The sequence below is a fragment of the Brevibacillus parabrevis genome (assembly GCF_022701015.1).
Classification (GTDB): domain Bacteria; phylum Bacillota; class Bacilli; order Brevibacillales; family Brevibacillaceae; genus Brevibacillus; species Brevibacillus parabrevis.
Genome location: NZ_CP064090.1, coordinates 2,482,184 through 2,508,601, shown reverse-complemented (window position 1 = coordinate 2,508,601; position 26,418 = coordinate 2,482,184). Strand labels below are relative to the sequence as shown.

25 protein-coding genes, 2 tRNA genes and 1 riboswitch are annotated in these 26,418 nt (G+C 53.6%); of the genes, 12 read left to right on the top strand and 15 right to left on the bottom strand.

Features of this window, described 5'->3' with window-relative positions; all coding sequences use genetic code 11:
• The first annotated feature begins 38 nt into the window (after positions 1-38).
• Both pdxR (IRJ17_RS11915) and IRJ17_RS11910 read left to right on the top strand, forming a co-directional pair.
• A complete protein-coding gene (gene pdxR / locus IRJ17_RS11915; RefSeq protein WP_242774827.1) occupies positions 39-1,472 on the top strand; it encodes a MocR-like pyridoxine biosynthesis transcription factor PdxR in 1,434 nt (477 codons plus the stop codon).
• Between the two features lie 88 nt (positions 1,473-1,560).
• The gene (locus IRJ17_RS11910; RefSeq protein WP_063227951.1) at positions 1,561-1,758 is read left to right on the top strand and encodes a hypothetical protein; all 198 of its coding nucleotides are present in this window, start codon (positions 1,561-1,563) and stop codon (positions 1,756-1,758) included.
• A gap of 147 nt (positions 1,759-1,905) precedes the next feature.
• On the opposite strand, the gene IRJ17_RS11905 is transcribed toward IRJ17_RS11910, so the two are convergent.
• Positions 1,906-2,109, bottom strand: coding sequence for a cold-shock protein (locus IRJ17_RS11905; protein ID WP_063227950.1), 204 nt, complete (start codon positions 2,107-2,109; stop codon positions 1,906-1,908).
• Between the two features lie 131 nt (positions 2,110-2,240).
• Here IRJ17_RS11905 and IRJ17_RS11900 point away from each other — a divergent pair, with 131 nt between their 5' ends.
• Positions 2,241-2,699, top strand: a complete 459-nt coding sequence (locus IRJ17_RS11900; protein ID WP_122963847.1) for a hypothetical protein — start codon at positions 2,241-2,243, stop codon at positions 2,697-2,699.
• Between the two features lie 189 nt (positions 2,700-2,888).
• Positions 2,889-4,352 carry a sodium/proline symporter PutP gene (gene putP, locus IRJ17_RS11895; RefSeq protein ID WP_242774825.1) on the top strand — a complete coding sequence of 488 codons (1,464 nt, stop codon included), beginning with the start codon at positions 2,889-2,891 and terminating at the stop codon, positions 4,350-4,352.
• A gap of 141 nt (positions 4,353-4,493) precedes the next feature.
• On the opposite strand, the gene pdxR (IRJ17_RS11890) is transcribed toward putP, so the two are convergent.
• Positions 4,494-5,915, bottom strand: a complete 1,422-nt coding sequence (pdxR, locus tag IRJ17_RS11890; RefSeq protein WP_242774824.1) for a MocR-like pyridoxine biosynthesis transcription factor PdxR — start codon at positions 5,913-5,915, stop codon at positions 4,494-4,496.
• Positions 5,916-6,029: 114 nt separating this feature from the next.
• On the opposite strand from pdxR (IRJ17_RS11890), the gene IRJ17_RS11885 reads away from it, so the two are divergent.
• Entirely contained in the window at positions 6,030-6,608 is a 579-nt protein-coding gene (locus IRJ17_RS11885; RefSeq protein ID WP_173596803.1) for a GNAT family N-acetyltransferase, read from the top strand.
• A 141-nt stretch (positions 6,609-6,749) separates the two neighbouring features.
• Here IRJ17_RS11885 and IRJ17_RS11880 read toward each other — a convergent pair whose 3' ends face one another.
• Entirely contained in the window at positions 6,750-8,717 is a 1,968-nt protein-coding gene (locus IRJ17_RS11880) for a dynamin family protein (protein WP_122963843.1), read from the bottom strand.
• On the bottom strand, positions 8,714-10,363 hold the full coding sequence (locus tag IRJ17_RS11875; protein WP_423751959.1) for a dynamin family protein: 1,650 nt from the start codon (positions 10,361-10,363) through the stop codon (positions 8,714-8,716). The genes IRJ17_RS11880 and IRJ17_RS11875 overlap by 4 nt, the downstream gene beginning before the upstream one ends.
• 197 nt (positions 10,364-10,560) lie before the next feature.
• On the opposite strand from IRJ17_RS11875, the gene IRJ17_RS11870 reads away from it, so the two are divergent.
• Genes IRJ17_RS11870 through IRJ17_RS11855 form a run of 4 tightly spaced genes read left to right on the top strand, consistent with a single transcriptional unit; the run spans position 10,561 to position 14,621 of the window.
• A complete protein-coding gene (locus tag IRJ17_RS11870) occupies positions 10,561-12,135 on the top strand; it encodes a spore germination protein (protein WP_242774820.1) in 1,575 nt (524 codons plus the stop codon).
• Positions 12,132-13,238: a GerAB/ArcD/ProY family transporter gene (locus IRJ17_RS11865; RefSeq protein WP_242774818.1), complete on the top strand. Its 1,107-nt coding sequence runs from the start codon at positions 12,132-12,134 to the stop codon at positions 13,236-13,238. The genes IRJ17_RS11870 and IRJ17_RS11865 overlap by 4 nt, the downstream gene beginning before the upstream one ends.
• Positions 13,231-14,463: a Ger(x)C family spore germination protein gene (locus IRJ17_RS11860; RefSeq protein WP_242774816.1), complete on the top strand. Its 1,233-nt coding sequence runs from the start codon at positions 13,231-13,233 to the stop codon at positions 14,461-14,463. The genes IRJ17_RS11865 and IRJ17_RS11860 overlap by 8 nt, the downstream gene beginning before the upstream one ends.
• A 5-nt stretch (positions 14,464-14,468) precedes the next feature.
• A complete protein-coding gene (locus IRJ17_RS11855) occupies positions 14,469-14,621 on the top strand; it encodes a hypothetical protein (protein WP_170205903.1) in 153 nt (50 codons plus the stop codon).
• 92 nt (positions 14,622-14,713) lie between these two features.
• Here the strand turns inward: IRJ17_RS11855 and IRJ17_RS11850 are convergent, their stop codons facing one another.
• The 5 genes from IRJ17_RS11850 to IRJ17_RS11830 form a co-directional block, all read right to left on the bottom strand.
• Positions 14,714-15,235 carry a type 1 glutamine amidotransferase domain-containing protein gene (locus IRJ17_RS11850; RefSeq protein WP_122963838.1) on the bottom strand — a complete coding sequence of 174 codons (522 nt, stop codon included), beginning with the start codon at positions 15,233-15,235 and terminating at the stop codon, positions 14,714-14,716.
• A gap of 337 nt (positions 15,236-15,572) precedes the next feature.
• Positions 15,573-15,655, bottom strand: a tRNA-Leu gene (locus IRJ17_RS11845).
• 16 nt (positions 15,656-15,671) lie between these two features.
• A tRNA-Pro gene (locus IRJ17_RS11840) sits at positions 15,672-15,748 on the bottom strand.
• Positions 15,749-15,836: 88 nt separating this feature from the next.
• Entirely contained in the window at positions 15,837-16,190 is a 354-nt protein-coding gene (locus IRJ17_RS11835) for a sigma factor (protein WP_229049728.1), read from the bottom strand.
• Positions 16,191-16,267: 77 nt separating this feature from the next.
• Positions 16,268-16,825, bottom strand: a complete 558-nt coding sequence (locus tag IRJ17_RS11830; RefSeq protein ID WP_242774813.1) for an IseA DL-endopeptidase inhibitor family protein — start codon at positions 16,823-16,825, stop codon at positions 16,268-16,270.
• 138 nt (positions 16,826-16,963) lie between these two features.
• Between IRJ17_RS11830 and IRJ17_RS11825 the strand changes: the two genes are divergently transcribed.
• From IRJ17_RS11825 to IRJ17_RS11815, 3 genes are all read left to right on the top strand, one after another.
• Positions 16,964-17,188, top strand: a complete 225-nt coding sequence (locus IRJ17_RS11825) for a hypothetical protein (RefSeq protein ID WP_063227938.1) — start codon at positions 16,964-16,966, stop codon at positions 17,186-17,188.
• 172 nt (positions 17,189-17,360) lie between these two features.
• Positions 17,361-17,786 carry a metallothiol transferase FosB gene (gene fosB, locus IRJ17_RS11820; protein ID WP_242775258.1) on the top strand — a complete coding sequence of 142 codons (426 nt, stop codon included), beginning with the start codon at positions 17,361-17,363 and terminating at the stop codon, positions 17,784-17,786.
• A 154-nt stretch (positions 17,787-17,940) separates the two neighbouring features.
• Entirely contained in the window at positions 17,941-19,674 is a 1,734-nt protein-coding gene (locus tag IRJ17_RS11815; RefSeq protein WP_242774811.1) for a protoglobin domain-containing protein, read from the top strand.
• On the opposite strand, the gene IRJ17_RS11810 is transcribed toward IRJ17_RS11815, so the two are convergent.
• From IRJ17_RS11810 to IRJ17_RS11785, 6 genes are all read right to left on the bottom strand, one after another.
• A complete protein-coding gene (locus IRJ17_RS11810) occupies positions 19,664-20,698 on the bottom strand; it encodes a chymotrypsin family serine protease (protein WP_173596798.1) in 1,035 nt (344 codons plus the stop codon). The two genes, IRJ17_RS11815 and IRJ17_RS11810, sit on opposite strands and share 11 nt — an antisense overlap.
• A 187-nt stretch (positions 20,699-20,885) precedes the next feature.
• The gene (locus IRJ17_RS11805) at positions 20,886-22,193 is read right to left on the bottom strand and encodes a nucleobase:cation symporter-2 family protein (RefSeq protein WP_122963835.1); all 1,308 of its coding nucleotides are present in this window, start codon (positions 22,191-22,193) and stop codon (positions 20,886-20,888) included.
• 33 nt (positions 22,194-22,226) lie between these two features.
• Positions 22,227-22,817 (bottom strand): xanthine phosphoribosyltransferase, encoded by a 591-nt coding sequence (locus tag IRJ17_RS11800; protein WP_242774809.1) that lies wholly within the window; start codon positions 22,815-22,817, stop codon positions 22,227-22,229.
• Between the two features lie 258 nt (positions 22,818-23,075).
• Positions 23,076-23,177: riboswitch (purine riboswitch) on the bottom strand.
• Between the two features lie 139 nt (positions 23,178-23,316).
• Entirely contained in the window at positions 23,317-24,402 is a 1,086-nt protein-coding gene (gene rsgA / locus IRJ17_RS11795) for a ribosome small subunit-dependent GTPase A (RefSeq protein WP_122963833.1), read from the bottom strand.
• A 243-nt stretch (positions 24,403-24,645) separates the two neighbouring features.
• A complete protein-coding gene (locus tag IRJ17_RS11790) occupies positions 24,646-24,918 on the bottom strand; it encodes a hypothetical protein (RefSeq protein WP_242774807.1) in 273 nt (90 codons plus the stop codon).
• Positions 24,919-25,094: 176 nt separating this feature from the next.
• Positions 25,095-26,336, bottom strand: a complete 1,242-nt coding sequence (locus tag IRJ17_RS11785) for an MFS transporter (RefSeq protein ID WP_217022355.1) — start codon at positions 26,334-26,336, stop codon at positions 25,095-25,097.
• Positions 26,337-26,418 lie beyond the last annotated feature (82 nt).

Genomic DNA, 26,418 nt, shown 5'->3' with positions numbered 1-26,418 from the left:
AAAACCGGAAACGACCACGTACAGAAAGCAGGATTGGCATGGATGACAAGACAGCAGGGCCAAAAAACAAGCCTTTATATAAACAAATTGCCGAACAGATCGAGCAGCGCATCAGCAGCGGCGAGTTCGGCCCGGGCAGCAGTCTGCCCTCGGAGCGCTCACTGGCAAAAGAACTCGGGGTCAACCGTTCGACGATCGTCGCCGTCTATGATGAATTGCAGGCCGCCGGGATCGTAGAGCGCAAGCAAGGGAGTGGAACACTCGTCAGTCAGGACATCTGGGGGCTGGCTCGCACGCGTGTGCCGAACTGGCGGCATTTGACGGAAACCGGGTCGTTCAGGCCCAATTTGCCGCTGATCCGCAAAATCCGCAGGGAGACGCAGGAAAATGAACTGATCGATCTGGCGAGCGGCGAGCTTTCGCCTGACCTCGTTCCCCGCCACACGCTGTCGCACTTGATCAGCCCGGACGATTTTCCCGATCACCTCGGCTATGAGCATCCGCAGGGCAACTGGTCGCTGCGCGAAACGCTCGGCAAACACATGAAAGAATGGCGAAACATCGAAGCGCCTGCCACGTCGATCATGATTACATCGGGAGCGCAGCAAGCCCTCCACCTCGTCGTGCAATGCCTGCTCAAGCCAGGTGACGCCGTGGCGATCGAGGCGCCATCGTATTGTCACTCCCTGCCGTTGTTTCATTCAGCAGGACTGCGCACCTTTTCGCTGCCCGTAGAGCAAAACGGCATCGATCCGAACCATTTGGCTGAACTGCATCGCAAGCACCGGATCAAAATGGTGTTTCTCAACCCGAACTTTCAAAATCCGACAGGCACTTTGCTGTCGCTGGCCCGGCGGCAACAGCTGCTCGCTTTTTCCGCCGAAAACGGCATCCCGATCATCGAGGACGATCCGTACAGCTTGACTTCGTTTTCCAAAGAGCCGATCCCTACCCTCAAATCGTTGGATAAACACGGCACGGTTTTGTATATCAGCTCGCTGACCAAAATCGTCGCTTCCGGCTTGCGCATCGGCTGGATCGTCGGGCCGCAGACGGTTATCGAGCGGCTGGCGGATGCGAAGCAGCAGTTTGATTTTGGACACAGCATTTTCCCGCAGTGGCTGGCGGACCGTTTTTTGGCTTCGCCTGACTTTGCCCAGCACGTCGATCGGTTGCGCACCCAACTGGCTTTGCGCCACGATCAGCTGCTGTTTTCCCTAGAGGACAAGTTCGGCGAGCAAGTCGCCATGGCAGGTGCACAAGGCGGCATTCATCTGTGGTGCCGCTTTGCCGGAACATGGAGTGAGCAGCAGCTTTTGACGGAAGCGGTCAAGCGCGGCGTGGTCTTCGTACCCGGCCACTTGTTCGGAGCAGAGCCGGGCCACGTACGCTTTACTTTTGGCAGAGCTTCCCTTGCGCAAATTCCTGCTGCTGTGGAACGGTTTGCGGAAGCTTTTACCGCAAGTGGATGAGCAAAAAAACAGCCAAGTGGATGGCCCCTTTTTTTGACGGACGGTATATGATCAAAGCAGAGTGATACAGAAAGGACGATTGACCGTCATGAGTATTTATCCCTTTATTATTGCCGTCATCATCCTCGTGGTCATCGCTTTTGTCGCCACGTTCCTGATCGGTTTGAAACCGACGGAAGGCAAGCAACTGAGCTTCAAGCAACGTTCGCGCAACCTTTTGCTCATATACGGATGTATTACGTCGATGCTTGTCATTGCTTTGGCTGTATTTCTATACAATGTATAAGTCTGACAACGCCAATCTGTTGCGAATGGAATCGAATGGATGATCAACAAAGACGCCGTCTGCCCTGGCTGGGTATGACGGCGTCCAGAATGGAAAGATGACGGCTTAGGTCATCTGCTGTTTGTAAGTGACTGAAAAAGTTGTGCCCTAGCTTTTGCGCGCTACGTTGGCTGCTTGCAATCCTCGCTGCCCATTCACAATCTCGAAGACAACCTGCTCGCCTTCCTCCAAATTCCGGTAGCCTGTGCCGGTGATCGCTGAATAGTGCACGAACACGTCAGGTCCTCCATCCCGCTCAATGAAACCGTATCCTTTTTCCTTGCTGAACCATTTCACTTTCCCTTGAATCATTGCGTTTCCTCCCTGTAATCAGTGCAGCTCTTACGCTTACCTCATCATATGCGGATGCGCCGAAAGTGGATATACAGTAAAATAAATAAAGTACGCTATAAGAGCGCGTGAAAGGAGTGGAGCAACACTATATGAAAAAAGCATGGATCATTGGCTGCGCGCTGATGCTTACAGCATGCTCGGAAATTTCCGAAGGGGTGCAGACGGCACAGCAGGCAGTAGAGACAGGCAAGCAAGCGATTGAAGTCGGCAAACAAGCCGTGGAAGCAGGGAAGCAACTGGCAGAATCGGAAGTTGCCCAGCAATTGCAAACGTACCTCCAGCAAAAGTACGAATCGTCTGAGTCGCTGCGCAATGCGATGTTCAGCGGCGACGGTCAGCTGCTTGTCGACGAGTTGCAAAAGACCGAACTCGCTACCTTCAGCTTTTACAAATCCGACACGTTCGGAGTGGAATACACAGGCAAGCTTGCCGCAAACGGATCGTTTCAGGTGCTGAAGCACGACCTGAACAATCCAAGTGCAGAGCCTACCGTCGTGAAGGAGTTTAAAGTCAGTCTCGACAGCAATGGACAAATTCAAGTCCAATAAAAAAGTAAATAATTAGCAAACGAACCTGCGATAGCGATATCGCGGGTTTTTTAGTTCAATTAAAAACTTTTTATTGCTTCTCTACACAATTTTCTGTGTTTTGTTCTAGATTTTCATATCTGGGCATGATAATGTGTAAGACGTTACTATAATTTTTATAAATATACAACACAACAAGAGGTGCTATCCATGAATATGCTGCTCGCGTCCATTATTGTGTACATGCTAGGCATGCTGCTCATCGGCTACTATGCCTACAAGCGTACCTCCAATCTGACTGACTACATGCTCGGCGGTCGGTCACTCGGCCCAACCGTCACCGCCCTGAGCGCGGGAGCCTCCGACATGAGCGGCTGGCTGATGATGGGCTTGCCCGGTGCGATGTTCGCCTCTGGTTTAAGCGCATCGTGGATTGCCATCGGACTGACTCTCGGTGCGTATGCAAACTGGCTGTATGTAGCGCCGCGCCTGCGAACGTACACAGAGGTAGCCAACAACTCCATCACGATTCCGGCCTACCTGGAAAACCGCTTCGGGGATAGCTCCCGCATGCTGCGTCTCGTCTCTGCTCTCGTCATCATGGTCTTTTTTACGTTTTACGTCTCGTCCGGTCTCGTTTCTGGCGGCGTCCTGTTTGAAAATACGTTCCACATGGACTACCACACTGGTTTGTGGATTGTCGGCCTCGTTACCATCGCGTACACGCTGTTTGGCGGCTTCCTCGCCGTAAGCTGGACCGATGCCGTGCAAGGGCTGATCATGGTCATCGCGCTCATCCTCGTTCCGCTGGTGACGATTTTGACCGTTGGCGGTGTGGGTGAAACTTTTACAACGATCCAGGCGGTGGACCCGTCCCTGCTTGATATTTTCAAAGGGACAAGCTTGCTCGGCATCATCTCCCTGTTCGCCTGGGGGCTTGGTTACTTCGGGCAGCCGCACATCATCGTCCGCTTTATGGCGATTACTTCTACAAAAGAAATCAAGAAAGCGCGTTCAATCGGAATGGGCTGGATGATCTTCTCGGTTGCCGGAGCCATGCTGACGGGTCTGATCGGTATCGCCCTGTACTCGAAACAAGGCTGGACGATTGCCGACCCTGAGACGATCTTCATTCAGCTCGGCACCGTGTTGTTCCACCCGATTATCACCGGATTCTTGCTCGCTGCGATTTTGGCTGCGATCATGAGTACGATTTCGTCCCAGTTGCTCGTGACGTCCAGCTCACTGACAGAAGACATTTTCAAGACGTTTCTCAAACGCTCTGCAAGCGACAAGGAGCTTGTGACCGTTGGCCGTCTCTCCGTCCTGCTCGTCGCTGTCATCGCCTTTTTGCTCGCATTGAACAAAAATGACACGATTCTCGATCTCGTCGGTTACGCTTGGGCCGGATTCGGCGCTTCGTTCGGCCCTGTGATCCTGCTCTCTCTGTACTGGAAGCGGATGAACAAATGGGGCGCACTCTCCGGCATGATCGCCGGCGCCTTGACCGTCATCATCTGGACGCGCTTCGATGTGCTGAAAGACTTCCTGTACGAAATGGTTCCAGGCTTTGCGATGAGCCTGCTTGCCATCGTGATCGTCAGCAAGCTGACCAGCTCTCCATCCAAAGCAGTAACCGATCAGTTCGATCAGTACAAAAAAGTAACGGAATAAGCTGGACGAGTGAATGAAAGAAACGCCCGAGCCTTGCCGATTGTGCAAGTGCTTGGGCGTTTTGCTGTCGCGAGCGCAGCCTGCGCTTGCTTTTCCGCTTCCCATCGTGATGATTCCTGATTCTCCGGGCACAATCGCCCGCTACGCGTCCGACCACGCTTTTGCCAGCAGGCGAATCCCTTCCCGTATATCGTCCTCCTCCATCCCGCCAAAGCCGACGATGATGCGCGGCAGCTCCATGTCCGGGGCCGTCATCCAGTTGCGCCCGCTCGAATACACGCGGATTCCCGCTTCCCAAGCCGCTGCGATCAGCTCTGCCTCGCACTGCTTCGTATGTACCGCAAGCAAAATGTGCAGCCCGGCAGAATGGCCGAGCACCGTGACGGTAGGTGGCATATAGTCGCGGATTGCTTGCAGCAGGATCGCATGCTTGCGCTGATAGATCGTGCGCATTTTCCGCACATGCTTCTCCCAGTGCCCTTTTTGCATGAACAGCTGCATCGTCCGTTGCAGGTGACGCGACACCACAGCGGGATAGGCTTGAAACGATTGCAAATAGCGCTCAAGCAGTTCCGCTGGCAGCACCATATAGTCCATTCGCAGAGCCGGGGAGAACGCTTTGGAAAAATTGCCGACATAAACGACGCGCCCCTCCCGATCCAGTCCTTGCAAAGAGGGCGTCGGCTGCACATTATAGCGAAATTCTCCATCGTAGTCGTTTTCGATGATGATCCCGTTTGTGCGCTCCGCCCATTGCAACAGCCGCTGCCGCTGCGCAATCGGCATGACCATTCCGTACGGATACTGGTGCGAAGGTGTCGTATAGACGACCGTTGCCCCGCTCTGCGCAAGGCATTGGATAGATAGCCCGTCAGCGTCCAGCGGAATCGGAACTACCTCATACCCGTGCTGCGAAAACACAATCCGCGCATCGGCATAGCCGGGTTCTTCTACCGCGATCACGCGATGCCGATCCGCAAGCAACAGGCACAAGAAGCTGAGCGATTGCTGCAATCCCGTTCCGATCCATATTTGCTCAGGCGTACAAGCGAGCGTGCGCGCCCTGCGCAAATAGCTCGCCAGCTGTTCCCGCAGCTCCCACTCCCCCTGATCGTCTCCGTAAAAAGCGAAATCGTCCGGATAGCGGTCCAGTGCTTCCAGCATGCACGACCGCCAGGCTGCATACGGAAAATGCTTCGTATCCACGACGGAGCCGTGAAAATTAAAGCGGCAGCTCAAATGATCGCCCTTTTTCTTTTTCAGGCTCCATGCTTTTTGCCGAATGTCCGCCCCTCCCTGCTCCGGCTCCCCCCACACTTCCACCTGTGCGGCAAAAAAACCGCTGCGCTCCCGGCTCGTCAAATAACCTTCGGCAAGCAGCTGCTGATAGGCGGCTTCTACCGTATTTTTCGCTACACCGCTCGCCTCTGCCATCTGGCGGATCGATGGCATCCGCGTGCCCGCCGCAATCTCGCCCGACACGATTTGCTTGCTGATTTGCCTGTACAACTGCCGATAGAGCGGCTCACTGGCATCGTTATGTAAAGTGGGCGTAAACTCCATGTGCTTCGCCTCCTTTTTGTCCCTATTAAAAACACGCACTCTGTCCCTATGTATGCAGAACATTTTCCCGTACAGTAATGGTAACAGATTGTTCAAGCAGAGAGGAGAAAAATCATGCACGTCCATTTGCAAGGAAAAAAAGTTTTGTTGCGCGACATCCGCCATGAGGATATCGATACGCTCTACTACTGGAACTACGAAGCGAAAGACCGGGAGCATCTCAACTGGAACGGCCCGTACAAGCCGCTCGATCCAATGACGCTGGACGAGTACCGCACCCTGCCTCGCCACGCGGAATCACTCGCGCTGGCCGGCACAGATGCTCCGCGCACACAGCTGATCATCGAGATCGACGGAGAGCTGCGCGGCAGCGTCGGCCGATATTGGGTATCCCAGGAGACGAACTGGTTTGAAATCGGCATTGTCATTTACGATTCGCGCTACTGGTCAAATGGCTACGGGCAGGAAGCGTTCGCGATGTGGATGGATTACTTGTTCACCCATATGGATACGGTGCGGCTGGGAATCGGCACCTGGTCGGGCAATGAGCGCATGATCAAGCTCGCCGCTCGACTCGGCATGCAGGAAGAAGCCAGAGTGCGAAAAGCGCGGATCGTTCGCGGCGAATACTACGATGCGATCAAAATGGGCATTTTGCGCGAGGAATGGGAGCAGCTTGCGCGGAAACAATAGCCACATCGCCAAAAGAAGGCAGGCTGCGCCCCCCATGCTCAGGCGCAGCCAACAACAAAAGGCAGTCACGCCCGTCATTTGCCTGACGAGAGCGCGAACTGCCTTTTGTCTTTTGCCTTATCCTTTTGACTTGATGAGGTGTTAGGAAAGCTCTGCCGCTACGCGATCTACTTTCGCTCCCAGCTCGTCCAGATCGACCGTCATATCCAGCGCGGCGAACAATCCTGTGAAGTATTCGTTGATTTGCTCGACTACCCGGTTGCGCTCCGTGGTGACAAGCTCGTTGAACAAAGCCGTAAACTGCTGATTCAACTGTTCGCTTCCGGTCGCCACGTAAGCCGTTACAGGCTCCTGCATGCGCTTTTCCAGTTCTTCGCGCAGCTTCAGCTTGCCATCCAGTTCGAAAAAGTCTTTCGTGTTTTTGAACAGTCCGAGCGCTGGCTGGAATGCCCCTTCCGCTACAGGCAATTCCTCGGCAAAATTCAACGTCTCTACCTGGCGCTGCTGGTACGGCGCCAGTGTCAAGCCTGCCGCGAAAGCATGCACATCTTTTTGCCAAGCGGAAACGAGCGCTGTTCCCTGCTTGCTCAAAAACTTCTCCAGGCGCAGCGTGGTCGCACGCAGCTCCTGCGCCAGGTCGTAGCTGATCGAGCGCAACAGATCGGTCATGCAGCCTTGGAGGGCTTGCTTCATGTTGCGTCCGTCTTCTTTCAGGACAGCCGGGTTGAACGCCACATTGAACAACTCGTTAAAACGGAAGAACAGTCGCTGCTTGACGTAGTAGAGCAGCTCTTCGCGTTCTTTTGCCAAGTCGCGCTCGTACGAAGCGGTCGCCAGCGCGGAAACCGCAGCCAGTGCCCCTGATTGGGCCTTGCTCGCCGCTTCTTTGCGCGCGAGGCGCTCGTCTTCGCCAGATTGAGCCATGCGCATGAACTCGTTCAGCGTGTCGAAAGCGCGGCGAATTTCGCCTGTCGCTGCGTTCACGGCAATTTGCGTCAGTTCCTCGATAGTAAAACGCAGGAACTCTGCCTCAAACGAAGCCATGCCGGACAGCTTGAACGCTTCGTCTGCTGCCATGAGCGGCTCGCCTTCTGCTGTTTGCGTGCGTTGACGGTATACTTTTTCCGCCGAGGCAGCCAGCTTGCCTTTTTCGTGCATGCGCGCCAACAGCGCAGTCTGGCTGGATACCGGATAAATGCGCGGCAAACGGATGCCACAAGTGAGCAAGTTTTTCTCTACGTGCGTAATCACGCCCTGCAACTCTTCCTGGGAAGCGGCGAGATCGGCTGCATTGACGATGAAGAACATCTTGTCCATCTCGAAGGTGTCCTTGACCCGGCCCATTTGCAGCAAAAATTCGCGGTCTGCCTGGGAAAACGCATGGTTGTAATAAGTGACGAACAGAACAGCGTCCGCGTTTTTCATGTATTCAAACGCCACGCCCGTATGGCGGGCATTGATCGAATCCGCCCCAGGCGTATCGACCAGCACGATGCCCTGGTCAGTCAGCGGGCAGGAATAAAACAGCTCGATGTATTCGGCGAAGCAAGCTTTTTCTTCTTTGGCAACAAAGCCTTTGAACGCCTGCATGTCGACAATCAGCTCTCCGCCCAGGTGAGCGTTCATCTCGCCCAGCCCTTTTGTGACGGCTTTCAGGAACGTATAGTGCGGCTTAGCTGTCGGCGGAATTTGCGCCACATCGATCTTGTCCAGCTCGGCCAAAGCGCTTTCCAGACTGGAAGCGTGCAATCCGAAAACAGCGAGCGAGCGCAGCACATCCTGCTCGATCGCTTCCCTGCTTTTCAGCACCACGCGGACTGTGCCGTGCGGATGCTCCTCACTCGGCGGCATGATTTTGTTGATCGCTGCCGTAGTCGGATTCGGGGATACAGGCAGGACGAGATCGCCCATCAAGGCATTGGCAAAAGAAGATTTACCCGCACTGAACGCGCCGAACAGCGCAACAGTGAAGCGGTTCGCTGTCAGACGGTCTGCGCGATCCAGCATCGCCTGCGCCTGTGCTTGCATCCCTGGTACGGAAACGATTTCGTGACTCGCGCGCCGCAGACGTTCTGCTGCCGCAACTAATTTGTCTCGTAGCTGATTCATGATTCTTGTTCTCCTTCACGCATGATTGCCTGCAATCGCTCTCTTATGTTTTCCTCGCTTGCAGTAAAGCTGGCCAACTGCCCGTGCACCGCGGCCATCTCGCGCAGCACGTCGAGACGCTCCTGCTGCGAAGCGCTCTCCGCCTGCATGTTGGTCGCAAGGCGCGCGGTGACTTCCTCGATGAACGCAAGGCCAGCGCGTCTGTACTCCAGTTTGATCGCGTTGGCGACATCTGTACAGTAGTTCATCACATATTCGCGGGAAGCCGCTCCATCCTTGATGTGCTTGGCAAGAAACTCGCCCGTAATCACAATCTCGGTCGCATGGACGCGTGCGTGGTAATCTTCGTCGCGCAGCTCGTACGCTTGCAATTGTTTGCTCATCAATTCCTTGAAATGGAAGTCGAGATTGCCCGCCACCTTTTCGCGGAACTCGGCCAGAAGTGCTTCCTCGCGGCGCTGACGCTCTTCCTCCGTCTTTTTCCCTGCGAACAAAAAGCCCATTTTGAAGCCTGGCTTGCGGCTTTCCAGGTAGCTTGCCGCTGCTTCGCTCGTGCTGTAGTAAGTCAAGCGGGCGTTGTCGAGCAAAACACCCAACTCTTTTTCCATCTGGGCACGCGCTTCTGCCGCACGGTTGCCAAGCGACTGCATGATCGCCTGCGCCTGTTCAAGCGCAGCGGCGACGGCATGTGCGTCGCGGCTGTCTACATCCGCCACATTCAGGCTGTCCAGCTTGTTCTCAAGCTCCTGGCGCGTTTGCGCATGGCTTGCCTTCACTGCCTGCACGTGCTCCTCGATCAGATGCTCGGCGGCACTGCGCACGCTTTTTGCTACCAGTTCTTCGCGTCCGGCAATCAGCGAGAGCAGCTTTTGCTTCAGCTCCACGTACTGATTTTCCGGGTGGTCAGGCTCAGCCAGGGACGTGTAAAAAATGCCGTCCGGATGAATGTTCCAGGTCGCAAACGCTTCCTCCACACTTTCCTTGTAGCTCTCGAAATCAAGCTCAAAGTCAATGTGCTTGTCGATCATGTTCACGACCAGATACACTGGTTTGCCGCGGTCTTTCAACGTTTTCGTAAAATTGAAGTTCTCTTCTGCCTGGACGTGGTTGTAATCCATCATGTAAATGACCACATCTGCAAGGTGCAGCGCGGATTCCGTAGCGATTTTGTGCGCGGCGTCCGTCGAGTCGATCCCCGGGGTATCGAGCAGGCTGGAGTGTTCGTCGAGCAGCGTTCCGGGATAGGAAACTTCCACCGATTCAACGGTATCCCCATCGACCGCAAACTGCTTGAGCTTCTCCATCTCCGTATCCGGATCAAACGTCACGACATCGCCGTTCATTGTATAGACGCGAGCGGCTTTTTCGCCCCCGCGGATCTTCACTACATTGGCGCTGGTCGGTATGGGATTGGACGGCAGCAAGTTGACGCCCAGAAGCGTATTGATCATCGTGGACTTTCCTGCGGAGAAGTGTCCGCAAAAAGCGATGTTCAACTCTGCTCTCCTTGTTTTTTCAGCCAACTGTCTCAGTTTGGCAGGGGTTGTCGCATCTCCCTGCTCCCCCATCAACTGCGCAAGCTGCTCCCATGTAAGCGCGAGTCTTGAAAAGTCTGTATCCCGAACCAAAACTTGACTGTCAAGCACTACTATTCCACCCTTCTCCGTCATTCCTACTCTCTCTACTACTCTCTATTCTACCATGCCGAATGTATCATACCTCATAGGGTTGTTCAATTCTTTGTGCGAAAGTTTGTCGTGGAACTTTCATCCGCATAATTTCCCTCTGTTCTGGAAAAAATCGCACTAACATGCTATTCGCATTTTGAACGGGAGGGAATGCCATGATGCGAAAATTTTTCGCCCAGCGACGCCAAAAGAAAACCTCTCCCTTTTCCCAGCACACGCAACAGCGGCAAACGCCTGAATTAACGCTCTCTCCCAACCTTGCGGATAACTTGGAGCTGTTCCGTACTTTATTGGGCAACCCCCACGATTTGCTGATCCGCACGTTTCTCATCGGCAATACGAACCATACGTGCGCGGTCATTGCCCTTGACGGATTAGCGGATTCGGATATGCTGCATAACCAAGTCCTGGGGCACATCCAGTTGATGATCTCCACCTCGGAAAAATCGGTTCCTACCGAACCTGACGAGATCATCCAGCTCCTTTTTGAAGAAGTATTGTCCGTTGTCGAGATCAAAAAAGAAACATCGCTTACCGCAGCCCTCGACTGTATTTTGTCCGGAGACACAGCCCTGTTTGTCGATGGTTCCAGCGAGCTGATCCTCATCGACAGCAAAGGCTGGAAAACCCGCGGCATCGAAGAGCCAGTCTCCGAGGGACTCGTTCGTGGCCCACGGGACGGCTTCACGGAAAGCATCCGCGATAATACCGTGCGCATCCGCAGACGGGTAAAAGACCCCAATCTGCGCTTTGAAAGTTCATGGGTAGGGACACGCAGCAAAACCGAGCTGATCATCGCCTATATAGATGACATCGTCGATCACGAAATGCTGGACGAGGTCAGACGGCGGATTGCCACGATTGACATTGACGAAGTCGAGGAATCCGGTTTTATCGAACAGTGGATCGAGGACGATTTTCTCTCGCCCTTCCCGCAGGCTCACAACACCGAACGGCCGGACAAGGTCAGCGCTTCGCTGTTTCAAGGACGCGTAGCGATCCTGCTCGACGGTACGCCGATGGTGTTGATCCTCCCTGTCACAATTGGCCTGCTTCTGCACTCGCCGGAGGATTACTACGAACGCTGGATCGTCGGTACACTGGCACGGCTTTTACGCTATCTGGCCGCTTTTTTCGCGGTGTTTTCCCCATCGTTGTATATCGCGCTTGTGACGTTTCACCCGGGCTTGATCCCGTCTGATCTCGCCTTCTCGATTGCCGCCACGCGAGACGGTGTTCCGTTTCCCGCCTTCATCGAATCGATCATGATGATCACGACCATGGAGCTGCTTCAGGAAGCCGGGCTGCGCCTGCCCAAGCCGATCGGACAAACAGTCGGGATCGTCGGCGGTTTGGTCATCGGAGACGCAGCCGTATCCGCCGGGATTGTAAGCCCGGTCATGGTCATCGTCGTCGCGCTAACAGCCATCTCCTCTTTTGCGATCCCGTCCTTTCAGTTGGCGATCGCTTTTCGCATGATCCGGTTTTTCGCCATGTTTGGCGCGGCCATCTTCGGAATATACGGGGTCATTTTGAGCTTGATCGCCATCATGATCCACCTGTCGAATTTGACGAGCATCGGCTATCCGTACCTGGCTCCGTTTGCGCCGCAAATGCCCAGGGACTGGAAAGATTTGATCTTGCGCGCACCTGTGACCTTCTTGAAAGAGCGTCCGCAAGCCCTGCATCCAGAAGATGAAATTCGCATGAGAACAGGGGATTCCAAATGAGTGCACAAACCTTGTCGGAAAAAATGATTAGCAAAAATCATATGGGCATCAACATCGCCTCGGTTACAGTCGGGGTGGGCATCCTCACTTTTCCCCGCGCCCTGGCGAAAGCAACGAGCGGGTTCGACGGCTGGATTTCTGTCGTGATCAGCGGGCTTGTCGCTTTATTGATCGGGTGGTTGCTGGCGAAGCTGGCGGCACGCTTTCCCCGGCAAACGTTTTTTGACTACACCGCTATCATCGCGAGCAAACCTGTCGCCTATGCGCTGACCTTGCTCGTCTGTCTGTACACGATGCTGTTTGTGTCGTTTGAAATCCGCGCGATCGGAAATATCGCCAAGCAGTATTTGTTTTACAGTACGCCCGTCGAGATGATTACCCTCAGCTTTTTGTTGATCGTACAATACGCCGTGGCTGGATCGCGTATCGCCATGCTGCGGCTGAACCTGCTTTTTCTGCCCGTCGTCCTCGTCGTGATCTTTTTCGTTCTGGTGTTCACCACGCAACTGTTGGAAATCGAAAACATCCGGCCTTATTTTTCTTCAAGCTGGAAATCACTTCTGGAAGGCTCCAAAGCGGTCGGGCTTTCCTACTCCGGTTTTGAGATCATTTTGTTCTATACGATCTTGATGAGAAACCCGAAGGAAGGGCCAAGGGCAATGGTTCTGGGGCTATTCATCCCCGTCTTGCTCTACGTCACCATCTACATTTTTGTCATCGGAGTCTTTTCTGCCGAAGTCGCCAAAAACCTGACTTACCCTACCATCGATCTCGCTAAAGAAGTGGAGATTCCCGGCGGTTTTTTTGAACGGGTAGAGTCCATGTTTTTCACGATCTGGATCATGACCATTTTCAATACGTGCGTCATGTGGCTCGACATCACCATTCTCAATCTGACCTCCATGTTTCGCAAAGTGAAAAAGATGGTCTGGATTTTGGCCCTGTCGCCGATCATTTACTTCGTGGCGATGTTGCCGCAAAACCTGGTCGACTTCTTCGCTTTTGCGGACGCCATCACGTATTTCGGCATGATCATCGTCTATTTATGTCCGATCTGTCTGCTCCTGATCGCCATCATGCGCGGGGTGAAGGGGCATGAATAAACGCTTTGCCTTGCCGACCATCCTCGTCATCGTCTCGGCTCTGCTCGCCGGGTGCTGGGATCAGGTGCAAATCGAGGAACGCGGCTTTGTCGTCGGAATTGCGATTGATGCGCCCCGGACAAAAGAAGTGGAAAAACGGGCGGCCAAAGAGGCACCGCGAAAACCGAAAGTGAAGCAACGCTTTCTCGTCACCCATCAGCTCGTCATCCCCGGAGGATTGATCGCGGGTAGCCAGGGAGGCGGCGGCGGGCAAAACACGACGAACGAAGCGTTTTTGAACCTCACCTCAGAGGGTGACTCGCTCTTCGAAGTGTCCCGCGAGCTGGCTACGCGTACGAGCCGCGCTCCTTTTTACCAGCATCTGAAAGTGCTCGTCATCTCCGAAGAAGTGGCGCGTACTCCCAACGGCTTCGCCAACGCCATGGACTTTCTGCTGCGCGACCCGGATTCCAGACGGAGCGGCAAAGTGTTTATTGCCAACGGGTTAGCCAAAAGCATCATCGAGGTCAAGCCGAAAACAGAAAAGCTGCCCTCGCTCTACATCAATTCGATTGGCGAAAATATCGAAAAAAACGCGCGCATGCTCCCCGAGGTACGCATCGGCGATATTCATGAAGAATTGCTTAATCCGTTCAGCTTCGTCATCCCCCGAGTACGGGCGGAAAAAAATGAAATCAAGATGGCAGGAAGCGCCGTATTTTCCCTCTACAATCAGATGGTCGGCTTTCTCGGCGAGGAAGAGACGGAAGGCTTGAACTTTCTCACCGGGAGCATTGATGGAGGACTGTTGAAAGCCAAGGTAAAAGGCGATCTCGTCGTATTGAACATTCAAGGAACGAAGCATGAAATCGTGCAAGACTTGCGAGACAAGCAAAATTTCAAGTTCACCATCAAAATCGAATGCGAGGGCATTTTGGCGGAAGCCTACGCGCTCATGGATTTTCTCAGCAAAGAAGAGACGAAAAAGCTGGAGCGCGCCTTCGCCAAGGAAATCGAGCGGATGTGCCTGGACACGCTGCAAAAGGTGCATAAGGAAATGAAAGTGGATGTCATCAAGCTGGGCAGCAATATCCGCCAAAAAGAATACTCGCTCTGGAAACAAATCCAGAAAGATTGGGAGAGCGGACAGCGCCTATACGAAAAGAGCACGATCAAAGTCGAAGCAAAGGTGTATTTGCGCAATGTCGGCTCCGTCAACCGATCGGAGAAAGAAGAAGGAAGGTGACAAGTATGTTCAAATACTTCGGTTCTCTGCCTCCGTTTCTCACTTTCGGCGGAGCCTTGCTCGCTTTTTTGATTCCGTACCTGTTTTATGTCGCAAGCAACAAGCTGCACGAATGGGGCGATCCGCCCTGGAAAAAAGACAGAAAAACCAACTCGTGAAGAGCAAGCTGTCTGACATAGAAAAGGCACACCCGCTTGATCGCTGCGGGTGTGCCTTTTCGTTCCACTCGTATATTCGGATTGCCTGCTTGCTACTGTGCGAGCAAATCGGCGAAAGCTTTGGCGTACGCTGGCAAATCTGGCGGACGACGGGAACCGACGATGTGTCCATCGACCACGACCTCTTCATCGATCCAAATCGCACCAGCGTTTTCCATGTCATCCTTGATGCCTGGCGTCGACGTTGTTTTCACTCCATGCAAAATTTTTGCCGAAGCGAGCACCCACCCTGCATGGCAGATGTGACCGATCGGCTTTTTCGCCTCGTGCATGGCACGGACAAACGCGAGCACCTCCGGATAACGCCGCAGCTTGTCCGGCGCCCAACCGCCCGGAACGAGCACGCCGTCGTACTGCGAAGGATCAATCTCGCTCATCGCCTTGTCCGCTTCGCATGGCACACCGTATTTTCCGATGTAGACATGTCCCGCTTTCGGTCCAACCAGATGAACAGCCGCCCCTTCCTCGCGCAGCCGGAGCACCGGGTACCACAGTTCCAAATCTTCAAATTCGCTTTCCACAAAGCAGACTACTTGTTTTCCTGCAAGTCTCACGCGATCCGCCTCCTTTTCCTCTTTATTGTACGCTCTTTTCTAAGAAATTGTTGCTTTTAGAAAAGCCGTGAGTTGCTTGATATTTATAGTACCAAGCGAAGCGTGCATTCACGGTAAATGGAAATCCTATAGACTTCCTGATTTTCATTATAGAACACACGTTTCCACAACAGCAATAGCAACAAAATTTGCGAAAAGAGCCTTATTGTAAACAAACGAAAGAGCAATTGGAAAGGCTGCGAGCTGCAACGTCCCTTTTTCGGACAAAATGAAAAAGTGAGAAACAGGTCTACTCACTGTTTCCCACCTTATAACGAAAACCATATGTATAGATTGCTGGTGCCGGTAGAGGGACTTGAACCCCCACGGTTTCCCTCACGATTTTGAGTCGCGCGCGTCTGCCAATTCCGCCATACCGGCCTGTTCGTGTGTAAAATGGTCGGGAAGACAGGATTCGAACCTGCGACCCCTTGGTCCCAAGCCAAGTACTCTACCAAGCTGAGCTACTTCCCGATTTCCCACACGTTATTGCTCCTTCTATTCGACAAAATCTGATAGGAGTCGCAACACTTAGATATTTTACAGGCAAGTCGTCCCAAAATCAATACCGTTTTTTAAAATGATCTGCCTGCCCGCTCCTTGTCCGTTTTTTGGCGCTAGATCGCTTCCGGTTCATATAGGCGCAAGGACGTGCTGAACAAGCAGCGCAAGTTTTCCCGCCTGCTTTTTTCGGATGTTTTTTGCGCAGCCAGTCCATATACAAATGCCGCGCCGCTTTGCAGCCCCACGCCTGAGCCTGCCGGGCAGCTTGAATCGAGAGGGAGAGCATGGCACGGTGACAAGTCTCCTGCAATAACTCTTCGGCAATTTCGCGCAACCCGCACACCCGGTACAAATAACGATACAGTGGGTGCTGGTGCTCAGCGATCCATTCGCTCCATAATTGTGCCTTCATCTCCCACCTCCCTTTCATCCAAACGAAGTCAGTACGAAAATATCACCACTTCTTTCCTGAAAATTTGCGATCGCTTCTCAGGCGCAGCATGCGCTCCTGCGTTTTGTTAGCGCCGCCCTCGCCCTAGGCCGCACCTTGCCCCTCACCCGCCGCCTGCATCCGCGCACACACGGCTTGCAGCAACCCGGCACGATTCTGAACAGTTGGTTTGGCAAATTGAATGGATAGTCCAAAGGATGACGCCCGACTATAATCCAGCGGCCGTCCGGCAGCTTTTTCAACTGATACACGCGAAAAAAGCGGTCGCTCGGGTCAAACTGAAACCAGACTGCGATGGTCACGCACCTCGCACTCTTTTTCAACACCTGCGATTTGACGATTGGAGTCGCTCCGATCCCGTCTCCAACCGGAACGGCAAGCTGGCCGTTGATCCTTCTCAGATCGAGATTGCCGATCACGCGGTTTGCGAGGCAAGGCGTCATGAATCTCGTCAAGAACCGGCGAATTTTGCTGACGGAATTAAAGCGTTTGGGCAAAATGACGCCTCGATTGCCTACACGCTTGTGTGCTGAAAACACGATCGTCCAAAAAGCCTGCTCCGCTTGCCGGACAACCCCAACCCACTTTTTCTTCATCTCGCATTCCTCCCCTCCTACAAGGGTATGCAACCACCAGCGCAAACGGTTGGGCACATCCCCCATACATAATTGCGGGCAAACAGGAGAAAGTAGTACGGTGTGCCACATCAACCATCTGTTCAAGGAGGAACAAACATGCCAAGCCAAATCAACACAGACTCTCTGAAAAAAGCCGAAGTGGCGACCACTCTCGCGAAAAATATGATTACGCAAGCCATCGAGCAATCCGCTGCCAACCCGCAACTGGCCGAGGAAGCATTGAAGCAAGCTTCCCAGGAGATTGCCCAGGCGCAAACGATGGTGTCGCAAGTCCAATCCACGCTGCAAACACAAGCCCAGTCGCAACAGAGCCAATCCTAGCCCTGGTGCTTGAACAGGCAAAACAGGCAGCCGCATGGTGCGGGATGCCTGTTTTTGCCGCTCGCTATTCGCCTGTCCTGTCCAGTTGTCCGATTGATCGTCGTTGGCATCCCGCTCCTTGTTACCGTAAAATAAAGGCAACTTGTGTGCAAAGGAGAAAGAGGCGATGGCTATGCAACCACTGGGCGGAATCAACCATTTTCTGTTTTCGGTAGCCGATTTGGAACGCTCCTTTTGCTTTTACCGTGACGTGCTCGGCGCCAAGCCGCTCGTCCGCGGCAGAAAGCTGGCCTATTTTGACTGGAACGGCTACTGGCTCGCTTTGAACGAAGAACCCGACATCCCCCGCAACGAGATTTCCTTGTCCTACACGCATCTGGCCTTTTCGCTTTCCGAAGCCGCTTTTGACGACTGGAAACGTCATCTGCAACAGCACCGCGTCCCCATTTTGCCGGGCCGGGAACGCGATGAACGGGACAAGCGCTCGCTTTATTTCACCGACCCCGACGGGCATAAGTTCGAGCTGCACACTGGAACGTTGCAGGATCGGCTCGCCTACTACCGCGAAGCTATGCCACACATGACTTTTTTCGATTGAAGCAGCCTGACTTACATAAACATTTCACAAATTCACAGTAGTTCCACAGTATCATTTCTTCCTCGAATGGTATAATCAGGTAGGTAGTGAGAACTATTTTGGATGACGGTGGCTGACCTATTCCGTGGCATGGATAAAAAAGCGGAGGGATTCTATGTTTGGCAAGCGTTGGGCGCGATCACAAACGGCCCCGATCCAGGAAAGCGATATCGCGATGACAGAGCAATTGCGGGCAAAAGTAAACTTTTTGCAGATGAACAATGACGATCTCAGGCGGCTCGCGCAAATCGAACCGCTCATAACCGAGCATATCGACACGATTACCGAGCGGCATTATCAGATGCTTGGCCACTATGCGAATTTGATGAATATCATTGAAGTCCATACTACTGTAGGACGCCTCTCCGGTTCCTTTCGCCACTATTTGCAATCGCTTTCCAACGCACAACTCAACGATGCCTACGTCGCGGGACGGGAAAAAATCGGGGAAGTCCACAGTAAAATCGGACTCGCCCCAGAGTGGTACACCGGCTCTTACATGCGGCTGTACGAATGCTTTATTCCCGCCATCGTCCATACTTACAGCAAAAAGCCGGACGAACTGTCTTCCATCTTGCTTGCCTTGATCAAGCTGCTCACGCTCGACTCCCAGATCGTGCTGGAAGCTTATCAAGAGGATCACGACTACAAAACGATCGACCGCCTGGGCAATGTCCTGGAGCTGGTCATGCAAATCGATAAAATCAAGCATGTACTCGATACCATCGACACGACAAGCGTCGAAACCGGCACGGTCAGACACGCAGCCGAGCAATTGTCCGAATCGGTGCAAAAGGTAGCCGCCTCCGCCGTGCACGTGGCGGAAAATGCTGCGACGACCATGGAGCAGGCCACAGCCGGGCAAAAAATCATCCAGACGTCATTGACAAGCTTCCTGTCCATGGCGGAAGAATTTAATGAGATGCAGGCCAAAATCTCGTCGCTGACGACTTCCATCGAAGCTGTCTCCCAAGTCGTGCAAGTGATCAAAAGCGTCGCGGATCAGACGAATTTGCTCGCCTTGAACGCCTCTATCGAAGCTGCCCGGGCGGGTGAGCATGGGCGCGGCTTTTCCATCGTCGCCGAGGAAGTGCGCAAGCTCGCGGAACAAACCAAACATTCCGTACAAAGCATCACCAGCACGATGGATACCGTCCGCCATGAAGCGAGCCTGGTCAAAGAAACGGCGGCTCTGCTTGGCACTCATTTCAACGACAATGCCACTCAGACACGCGAAGCGATCGAGTTGTTAGGCGAGATTGTGCAAAATATCGAACAAGTAGGCCATGCGACGGGACACATCGCTTCGTTGACAGAAGAACAGTCAGCTTCAACCGAAGATATTTCCATGCGAATTTCCCAGGTGGAGAACAATATGGAACAAATTTTCACCCACGTCTCCCACGCAGGCAAAAACGTCTACGAAATCGGGGCTGGCATCAACGCCCTGCACAAAAACAGCATCAGTCAAATTACACGCCTGAAAGCCAAACACAGCTTGCGCATCGTCAAAACCGACCATCTGCTCTGGAAATGGTGGGTGTACAACTTCTTGCTCGGTTATCATTCCATCACGGAAAAAGACCTCATCGATCACCACAATTGCCGTCTCGGGCTTTGGTATGACGAGGCGAAACAAAACCAGGCGATCAGCTCCCTCCCCGCTTTCAAACGGCTGGCAGAGCCGCACAGAGGGTTTCACGACGCGATTCGCCATATTTTCACGCTGGCTTCTACGGGCAAACAAAAAGAGGCCGAGATGGCATTTGCCATCCTGGAAGCACGCTCTGCGGAGGTGCTTGCCTGTCTGGACGATCTCGCTTCCGAAATGAACCAGATTACTTCCTAACCTTTTTCCTGCGGCGAACAGCGCGTTTTCTGGACGAAAGCGCGGAAGCAGGCTGGGCCACCCGCAAGCCAAGCGCGCGCATCGCCCGGTGAATCGGAAAAGCGATCGACAGCCTGCCGTCTGCTGAACCTGCGAAGTTGACGGCAGCGGCGTAATTGTTTGCGGTCAACCAGACAGAGCCGGAATCACCTGGCAGCGAAATCGGCGCTGCGCTGCGGATCACGGTCTGGTTGCGGAAGCGAATCGTTCCCAGTCCGCCGTAATCTCCGTAATCGACGTTAATATCGGTGTGAGTCGACTCTACGACTCCATGGACGAAGCCCGTGGTCCGGCCTACCTTTTTCAAACGGCTGCCGATCGCATAAGAGCGGACATATCCGGGAATCGTGCCGACTTTCGCATAGCGCGGAGCAAGCAGGTTATTGGAAGTCGGAATGCTGATCGCCACATCCATATCGTTGACGGCATTTTTTCGCAGCCGGACAAAACGGTACAGTTGTCCAATCCGGTCGCGTCCGGAACGCCCGCCATCCGATCCTCCCGGCTGGATCGTCTCCGTGTAGCCTCCGGTATTGTTGCGGTTCAAAACGTGGTTGTTGCTCAGCAAAAAGCGTTGTGCCCGTCTGAGCGCTCCGGTCACGATCAGGCCCGCCGTCCCGGACGCTCCCGGATATCCTACGCTGACGCCTGCTATCACCGGACGAATCCTCCGGCGATAGCTCGACGTTGCCCGCCATTTTTGATGGCTGCTGCATCTCCCGGATGTCACTGTTCGCACAGGGACAGCCACATGGGAAGTAATCTTTGGCCGCTTTCCGCCTTTTTTCCGTTTGACCGCCACGCAGCTCGGGCAGCCTTTTTTCACGGCGGCACTAGCGTCCAGCGTATACAGTACGACACAAGCACCCTTTTGGTTGTTCCTGCCGTTTACATATCCGACGCCAATGCCCATGACACCGGGCATTCGCTTCCATTTTTTCACGAGATGGTTCTTCGCTTTCAGCGCCTCCCGAAAGGTAGCCATGCACTCATCTTTCCTTCCCTGTTGATTTCGTACATAGCCATCGTATGTCTGACTTGGCCAAGGCCATTAGACGCTTGCCAACCTCGGGAGAGCCTTTTTTATCGCCAAAAAAACCGCCATCCTCTGCACACAGCTAGAGAATGGCGGTTTTCATCTTTTTAATGGACTGACGATTGCCTGACAAGCCTCAGGAAGCTTCTGAGATCGTACTCGGCACAGGAGCCTGTTGCACTTTTTTATTCGTATGAACGAGCAAAATGTTCAAAATCACAGCAGTCAGCGAGCCTGTCACGATGCCGTTTTGCAGCATCATTTTCGCCAAAGTCGGCAGTTGGTCAAACATCGTTGGAACAGCCGCGGAGCCAAGACCGACTGCGATACTGCAAGCGGCAATCAGCAAGTTTTCGTTTTGGCGAAGATCCACCTGCGACAAAATGTTGATGCCGGACGCTACCACCATGCCGAACATCGCGATCATGGCGCCGCCCAGCACGGCATTCGGCACAACGGTCGTCAGGGCAGCCAGCTTCGGCAAAAGGCCGAGGACAACCAGCAGGCCGCCGGCTCCGATCATCACATCGCGCGTTTTGATGCCTGTCAAAGAAACCAGACCAACGTTTTGCGAAAAGGCTGTGTACGGGAAGGCATTGAAAACACCGCCCAAAACGATCGCGATTCCTTCCCCGCGCAAACCTTTGACTACGTCTTTGTCCGTAACCTTCGTATCGGTTACTTTTCCAAGCGCAAAATAAACGCCAGTCGACTCAGCCATACTGATAATGTTGACCAGAATCATCGTCACAATCGCCACGATGGAAAATTGCGGGGTGCCGAAGTAGAACGGCTCGACCACGCTGAACCAGGACGCCTCCGCCACATTGGCGAAGCTGACCATGCCCATCGTGTACGCCACGACCGTACCGATCACAAGGCCGAGCAGGACAGAAATCGCCCGAATAAATCCGGTAAAGAAACGGTTAATAACCAAAATGATGACCAATGTACCCAAAGCGAGGAGCAAGTTTCGCGGGGAACCGAAATCAGGCATGCCCTGGCCGCCAGCCGCGTTGTTCATCGCCACAGGAATGAGCGACAAGCCGATAATCGTCACGACGGAACCTTGCACCACCGTCGGGAAAAACCGCAGCAGCTTGCCAAACAGAGGAGCTGCCAATACTACAAACAAACCGGAAACGATAATGGCCCCGTAGGCCGTCGCCAAATTGCTCGTCGAGGCAATCGCAATAATCGGCCCTACCGCTGTAAACGTACACCCGAGCACGACCGGAAGACGAATCCCGGTGTAACGCGTGCCGATCACCTGCAACAGGGTGGCGATCCCACACGTAAACAAGTCAGCGGCAATCAAATAGGCAATCTGGGCGGGAGTCAGGTTCAAAGCCCCGCCAATAATGAGCGGCACGACAACAGCACCGGCATACATCGCCAAAACGTGCTGCAAACCTAAAGTAACTATCTTTTGTTTGGATAGCATGAAGTAATCTTCTCTCCTCTTGATCGATCGGTTTTAGACGCGAACAGATTCCGGTTGAATAAAGTGAATGCCTTCTGGCGACATGGACTCGATACGGGCCAACGATTCAATGCGCACACCCGCTTGCTCCAGCAGTCCGCGACCTTCCTGGAAGCTTTTCTCGATCACGGCTCCGATGCCGATCAGATGAGCATTCGCATCTTTGATGATTTGGGTCAACCCAATCAAGGCTGCTCCTGTCGCAAGGAAGTCGTCGACGATCAGCACGCGGTCATCGGCAGACAGGTACTGCTTGGACACACTGATCTGATACGTTTCCTGGCGGGTAAACGAGTGCACAGGAGCCGAGTACACGTCTTCTGTCAGCGTCACGGCCTTTTTCTTTTTCGCGTATACAAAAGGCACACCGAGGGCAAACGACGTCGCCAGCGCAAAATGAATGCCGCTTGCCTCAATCGTCAATACTTTCGTAATCTTTTCACCTGCGAAAAGCTCGGCGAAGCGCTCCCCGATTTTCATCGTCAACTGCGGGTCTACCTGATGGTTCAAAAACGCATCCACCTTCAACACGGATGCGGACAACACTTTGCCGTCCTGGACAATGCGCTCTTGCAATTCCTTCATCTGTTCTTCCTCCTCCATCAACACTCGGACGTTGCCTGCCAACGCCACTCGCTCAAACCTGGTGAAAAAAATAAAAGCCCCGAACGGACAGTTCACAAGCAGGCTCAGGTAATAAAACCAACGCCAAGTGAAACTGTCCCTCGGGGCATTTTTCCCTTTAGGTGCAGCACGCCAACAAATGCGTGTCAGCGCCGTTCGGATCGGGATAAAACCACTCCTTTTGTTGCGAAGAACAAAGGAACGGCAGCCGCGATGCCAAACAGACGCTATTTCACTCGTAGTCAGGCGATTTACGGTCACCCGGTAGAAACTGTTGGGCCTTATTCCCAAAATTATACGAGCACTTCTTCTGCCTATTACCCAGCCTGTTTGCTGGGTCTTGACCAAATCTATCACAACTGGCTTGCTGTGATCAAGGGTAAATTTCTGAAAGTCTACCAAGCTGTTTTTGCTTGCTGAAAAACGGAAAAAACCCCCGAAGCTTCGAGGGTCATTTCGTTTATCGCTTAGGCTTTTTGCTGCGATGCTGCATCGTCATTTTCTTCCATTTGTCTTTCTCGGCCGCTGCCAGCCTGGCGTCTTCCTTGCGCGCCAGATGAGCCAGTTCCCGTTGCAGTTTCAAATAGCTGTCGAAGCGAGCCTGCTCCAATGTGCCATCCGCAATCGCTTCCCGGACGGCACAGCCCGGCTCCCGCCCGTGCTGGCAATCGCTGAATCGGCAGTCTTCCGCCAGCTTCTCGACATCGTCAAAAGCGCCACGGAATCCTTCATCGGCTTCCCACAGCTGCAATTCTCTCATTCCCGGCGTGTCGATCATGAGAGCGCCGCCTGGCAACTGGAACAGCTCGCGGTGCGTCGTCGTATGCCGTCCGCGATCATCTCCGTCGCGAACGCCGCTTACTTTTTGACGGTCTGCTCCGCTCAGCTTGTTGATCAGCGTCGATTTGCCGACCCCCGACGAGCCCATGAGCGCCACCGTCTGTCCGCTGCCCAGGTAAGGTGCGAGCTGTTCCAGCCCTTCTCCCTGCTCTGCACTGACTACGTGCACAGGCACGCCGATCGCGACGGTTTCCACTTCAGCCATGCACTTCTCCAGATCGTCGCACAAATCAGCCTTGGACAGCACGATCACCGGATTGGCTCCGCTTTCCCAGGCGAGGATGAGATAACGCTCCATCCTGCGTATATTAAAGTCGTTGTTCAAGGCAGTCACCAAAAAGACCGTATCGACGTTGGCTGCCACGATTTGTTCTTCGACCGTTTCCCCGGCCACTTTTCGCGAAAACTTGCTCTTGCGCGGGAGCAGCGCATGAATCGAGGCTTTCTTTTCCTCGGGACGCGCCTTGATGACTACCCAGTCTCCTACCGCCGGATAATCCTCGCGACCCGTCGCCTCATAGCGCAGCTTGCCCGTGACTTCGCCCAACAGCTCGCCATGCTCGCTCATCAGACGGTAAATGCGTTTATGTTCCAGCGAGATTCTTCCCACGCTGAAGCCTTCTTCGGCATAAGGGGCAAACAGATTGGCAAAATGCTCATTCCAGCCCAAAGATTGCAATGTTGATTGATTGGTTGCTTGATTCACTACGGATTCCCCCTGCAAATGGTTAATGATTGGCCGTACGCCAACACCAGTCGCAGTCGAATCCTCATTTTGTGAACGGTGTTATTTTCCGCTTGAAAGGAGGATTCCTGCGACGAAACTTCCTACACTCTGAGCGTTTTTCATGTTTGACATAAAACATCTCTCCTTTTCAAGACCGCACCATTTATGGTTTGGAATCATTTTCCCAATCATTGTAACATACAACGCGGCGTGGCAAAAGCGTCAGTCTCCACCGCCGCCTCCGCCGCTGTCTCCGCCTCCGCTATCACTGCCGCTGCTGCTGCTGCTGCTGCTGTAGTCACTGCCGCTGTCGCTGCTTCTCCAATCTCCATCTGTATCACGGTCGCGATGGTGATGGCTGCTGTCGGCGTAGAAGGAGCTGCTGCTATCGGTAGAATTTGAGTACGAGCGTCTGCTTGTGCCAGTTTTGGCTTTGTTTGCAAAGACAATGACTAAGATTACAAATACGACGACGATGAGAATAAAAACTTCCATCTGTACCCACTCCCTCTCCATCCTACAAGAAAAAATGTTTGTTACCTAAGTATACCACAAGCTTGCTCCCACTTTTGGAATCAGTTGGAACGGTCAGCCTGCCCACATGCGCATTAAAAAGGCATGCAGCCCAATCGCGGGACACATGCCTTTCCTTCATTCATTAGATGCACCGTCTAACGTTTACGCAGCACTCGACCGAACACAGCGAGAATCGGAATCAGCAGCAAGCCTGCCGTAATCAGGGAAGCGCGAATCGACAGCCGATGCCCGATCCAGCCGACTACAGGTCCCCCCATCGTCTGTCCAAGCGCGTTGGACTGGCTCATCATCGACAAAACCGTCGCCCGCACACTGCTCTCGATATTCAAATTCAGCCACGTCTCGTACAAGGGACTGGTGAGTGAATCGATCACGCCGATCATAAGCAAGGCAACCAGCGCCCAGCCAAAATCGGGGGCGGTAGCAAAAGCGATGACCGCCGCGATTTTCAAGGCCGTCAACACGAACATGCCGACGACGACGATCCGCTCGTTGTTGACATCCAGCCGCTTCTCGGCAAAGCTGACAGCGAACAGCCCAAGCAAGCTGGACAGCGCAGCGATGATTCCGAACCACATCGCCATGGAAATCCCGGCAACCTGCGGGAAGCCGATCTCGGAAATCAAATGCGCTTCATGCAAGCGGTCATACCCTTCGGAAGCTGCTCCTGTAAACAGCGTCACGAGCAAAATCAACAGCAAAATCGGCTCTTTGCGAATGACGCGCGCTCCCGACAGCCACGTCTCGCTCATCTCTTTCCACTGGGACGTGCCTTTTTCCCTCTCTCTTGGGGTAAAGCCCGTTTCCTTCATAAAGAAGATCAGAAAAACGCCCAGTGCCAGGTAGATCAACCCGCCAAACAAATACGGCAAGTTCGGGGCCAGCGTAGACAGCCACACACTCAGCCCGATTCCGAGCATATTCGCCAAAAGCGAGTAACGCTTCGCGCGCATAAAGATGCTGCCCAGCTTTTCCTCGCCCACTTCATCCACAATCCACGCTGTGTCGGCTCCACTGACGAACGTATCGCCCACGCCAAAAAACAGTTGGGCAATCAAGACCCAAACAAACGCAGAGACAAAAGGCAGCCAGCCATCGAGCACAGGAAGAATCCCTTGCAGCGCAAAGCCGATCCCCAACAGAAACATCCCGATGATGATGGACAGACGGCGGCTGTACGTATCGGCCACCACGCCTGTCACGCCCTCAAACAGCAGGACGGACAGCTCCAGCACCATACCGACCAGCAAAAGCTCGAACGGGTTCAGGCCCAATGTCGCGATGTAAAAGATCGCGTAAGTCGTAAACATCGTCGTGTTGGCGAGTGACGCCATAAAACGTTTGACCATATATACAGTCGTTGCATTCATAACCATGGAAGCAGTCTCCACCTATTCTGGCAGAGGACACGTTCCGTCATTTTTCAGCCGTGAACAGGCTACTTCAATCGTTCCTTAT

Excerpts from the sequence above, each read along its gene's own strand:
- pdxR (WP_242774824.1), bottom strand. The coding sequence starts at position 5,915 with ATGGAGTTTACGCCCACTTTACATAACGATGCCAGTGAGCCGCTCTAT.
- IRJ17_RS11835 (WP_229049728.1), bottom strand. The coding sequence starts at position 16,190 with ATGAAGGCACAATTATGGAGCGAATGGATCGCTGAGCACCAGCACCCA.
- IRJ17_RS11830 (WP_242774813.1), bottom strand. The coding sequence starts at position 16,825 with ATGAAGAAAAAGTGGGTTGGGGTTGTCCGGCAAGCGGAGCAGGCTTTT.
- IRJ17_RS11825 (WP_063227938.1), top strand. The coding sequence starts at position 16,964 with ATGCCAAGCCAAATCAACACAGACTCTCTGAAAAAAGCCGAAGTGGCG.
- IRJ17_RS11805 (WP_122963835.1), bottom strand. The coding sequence starts at position 22,193 with ATGCTATCCAAACAAAAGATAGTTACTTTAGGTTTGCAGCACGTTTTG.
- IRJ17_RS11800 (WP_242774809.1), bottom strand. The coding sequence starts at position 22,817 with ATGAAGGAATTGCAAGAGCGCATTGTCCAGGACGGCAAAGTGTTGTCC.
- IRJ17_RS11880 (WP_122963843.1), bottom strand. The coding sequence starts at position 8,717 with ATGAATCAGCTACGAGACAAATTAGTTGCGGCAGCAGAACGTCTGCGG.
- IRJ17_RS11905 (WP_063227950.1), bottom strand. The coding sequence starts at position 2,109 with ATGATTCAAGGGAAAGTGAAATGGTTCAGCAAGGAAAAAGGATACGGT.
- fosB (WP_242775258.1), top strand. The coding sequence starts at position 17,361 with ATGCAACCACTGGGCGGAATCAACCATTTTCTGTTTTCGGTAGCCGAT.
- IRJ17_RS11790 (WP_242774807.1), bottom strand. The coding sequence starts at position 24,918 with ATGGAAGTTTTTATTCTCATCGTCGTCGTATTTGTAATCTTAGTCATT.
- pdxR (WP_242774827.1), top strand. The coding sequence starts at position 39 with ATGGATGACAAGACAGCAGGGCCAAAAAACAAGCCTTTATATAAACAA.
- putP (WP_242774825.1), top strand. The coding sequence starts at position 2,889 with ATGAATATGCTGCTCGCGTCCATTATTGTGTACATGCTAGGCATGCTG.
- IRJ17_RS11885 (WP_173596803.1), top strand. The coding sequence starts at position 6,030 with ATGCACGTCCATTTGCAAGGAAAAAAAGTTTTGTTGCGCGACATCCGC.
- IRJ17_RS11870 (WP_242774820.1), top strand. The coding sequence starts at position 10,561 with ATGATGCGAAAATTTTTCGCCCAGCGACGCCAAAAGAAAACCTCTCCC.
- IRJ17_RS11910 (WP_063227951.1), top strand. The coding sequence starts at position 1,561 with ATGAGTATTTATCCCTTTATTATTGCCGTCATCATCCTCGTGGTCATC.
- IRJ17_RS11810 (WP_173596798.1), bottom strand. The coding sequence starts at position 20,698 with ATGGCTACCTTTCGGGAGGCGCTGAAAGCGAAGAACCATCTCGTGAAA.
- IRJ17_RS11855 (WP_170205903.1), top strand. The coding sequence starts at position 14,469 with ATGTTCAAATACTTCGGTTCTCTGCCTCCGTTTCTCACTTTCGGCGGA.
- IRJ17_RS11815 (WP_242774811.1), top strand. The coding sequence starts at position 17,941 with ATGTTTGGCAAGCGTTGGGCGCGATCACAAACGGCCCCGATCCAGGAA.
- IRJ17_RS11900 (WP_122963847.1), top strand. The coding sequence starts at position 2,241 with ATGAAAAAAGCATGGATCATTGGCTGCGCGCTGATGCTTACAGCATGC.
- IRJ17_RS11865 (WP_242774818.1), top strand. The coding sequence starts at position 12,132 with ATGAGTGCACAAACCTTGTCGGAAAAAATGATTAGCAAAAATCATATG.
- IRJ17_RS11785 (WP_217022355.1), bottom strand. The coding sequence starts at position 26,336 with ATGGTTATGAATGCAACGACTGTATATATGGTCAAACGTTTTATGGCG.
- IRJ17_RS11860 (WP_242774816.1), top strand. The coding sequence starts at position 13,231 with ATGAATAAACGCTTTGCCTTGCCGACCATCCTCGTCATCGTCTCGGCT.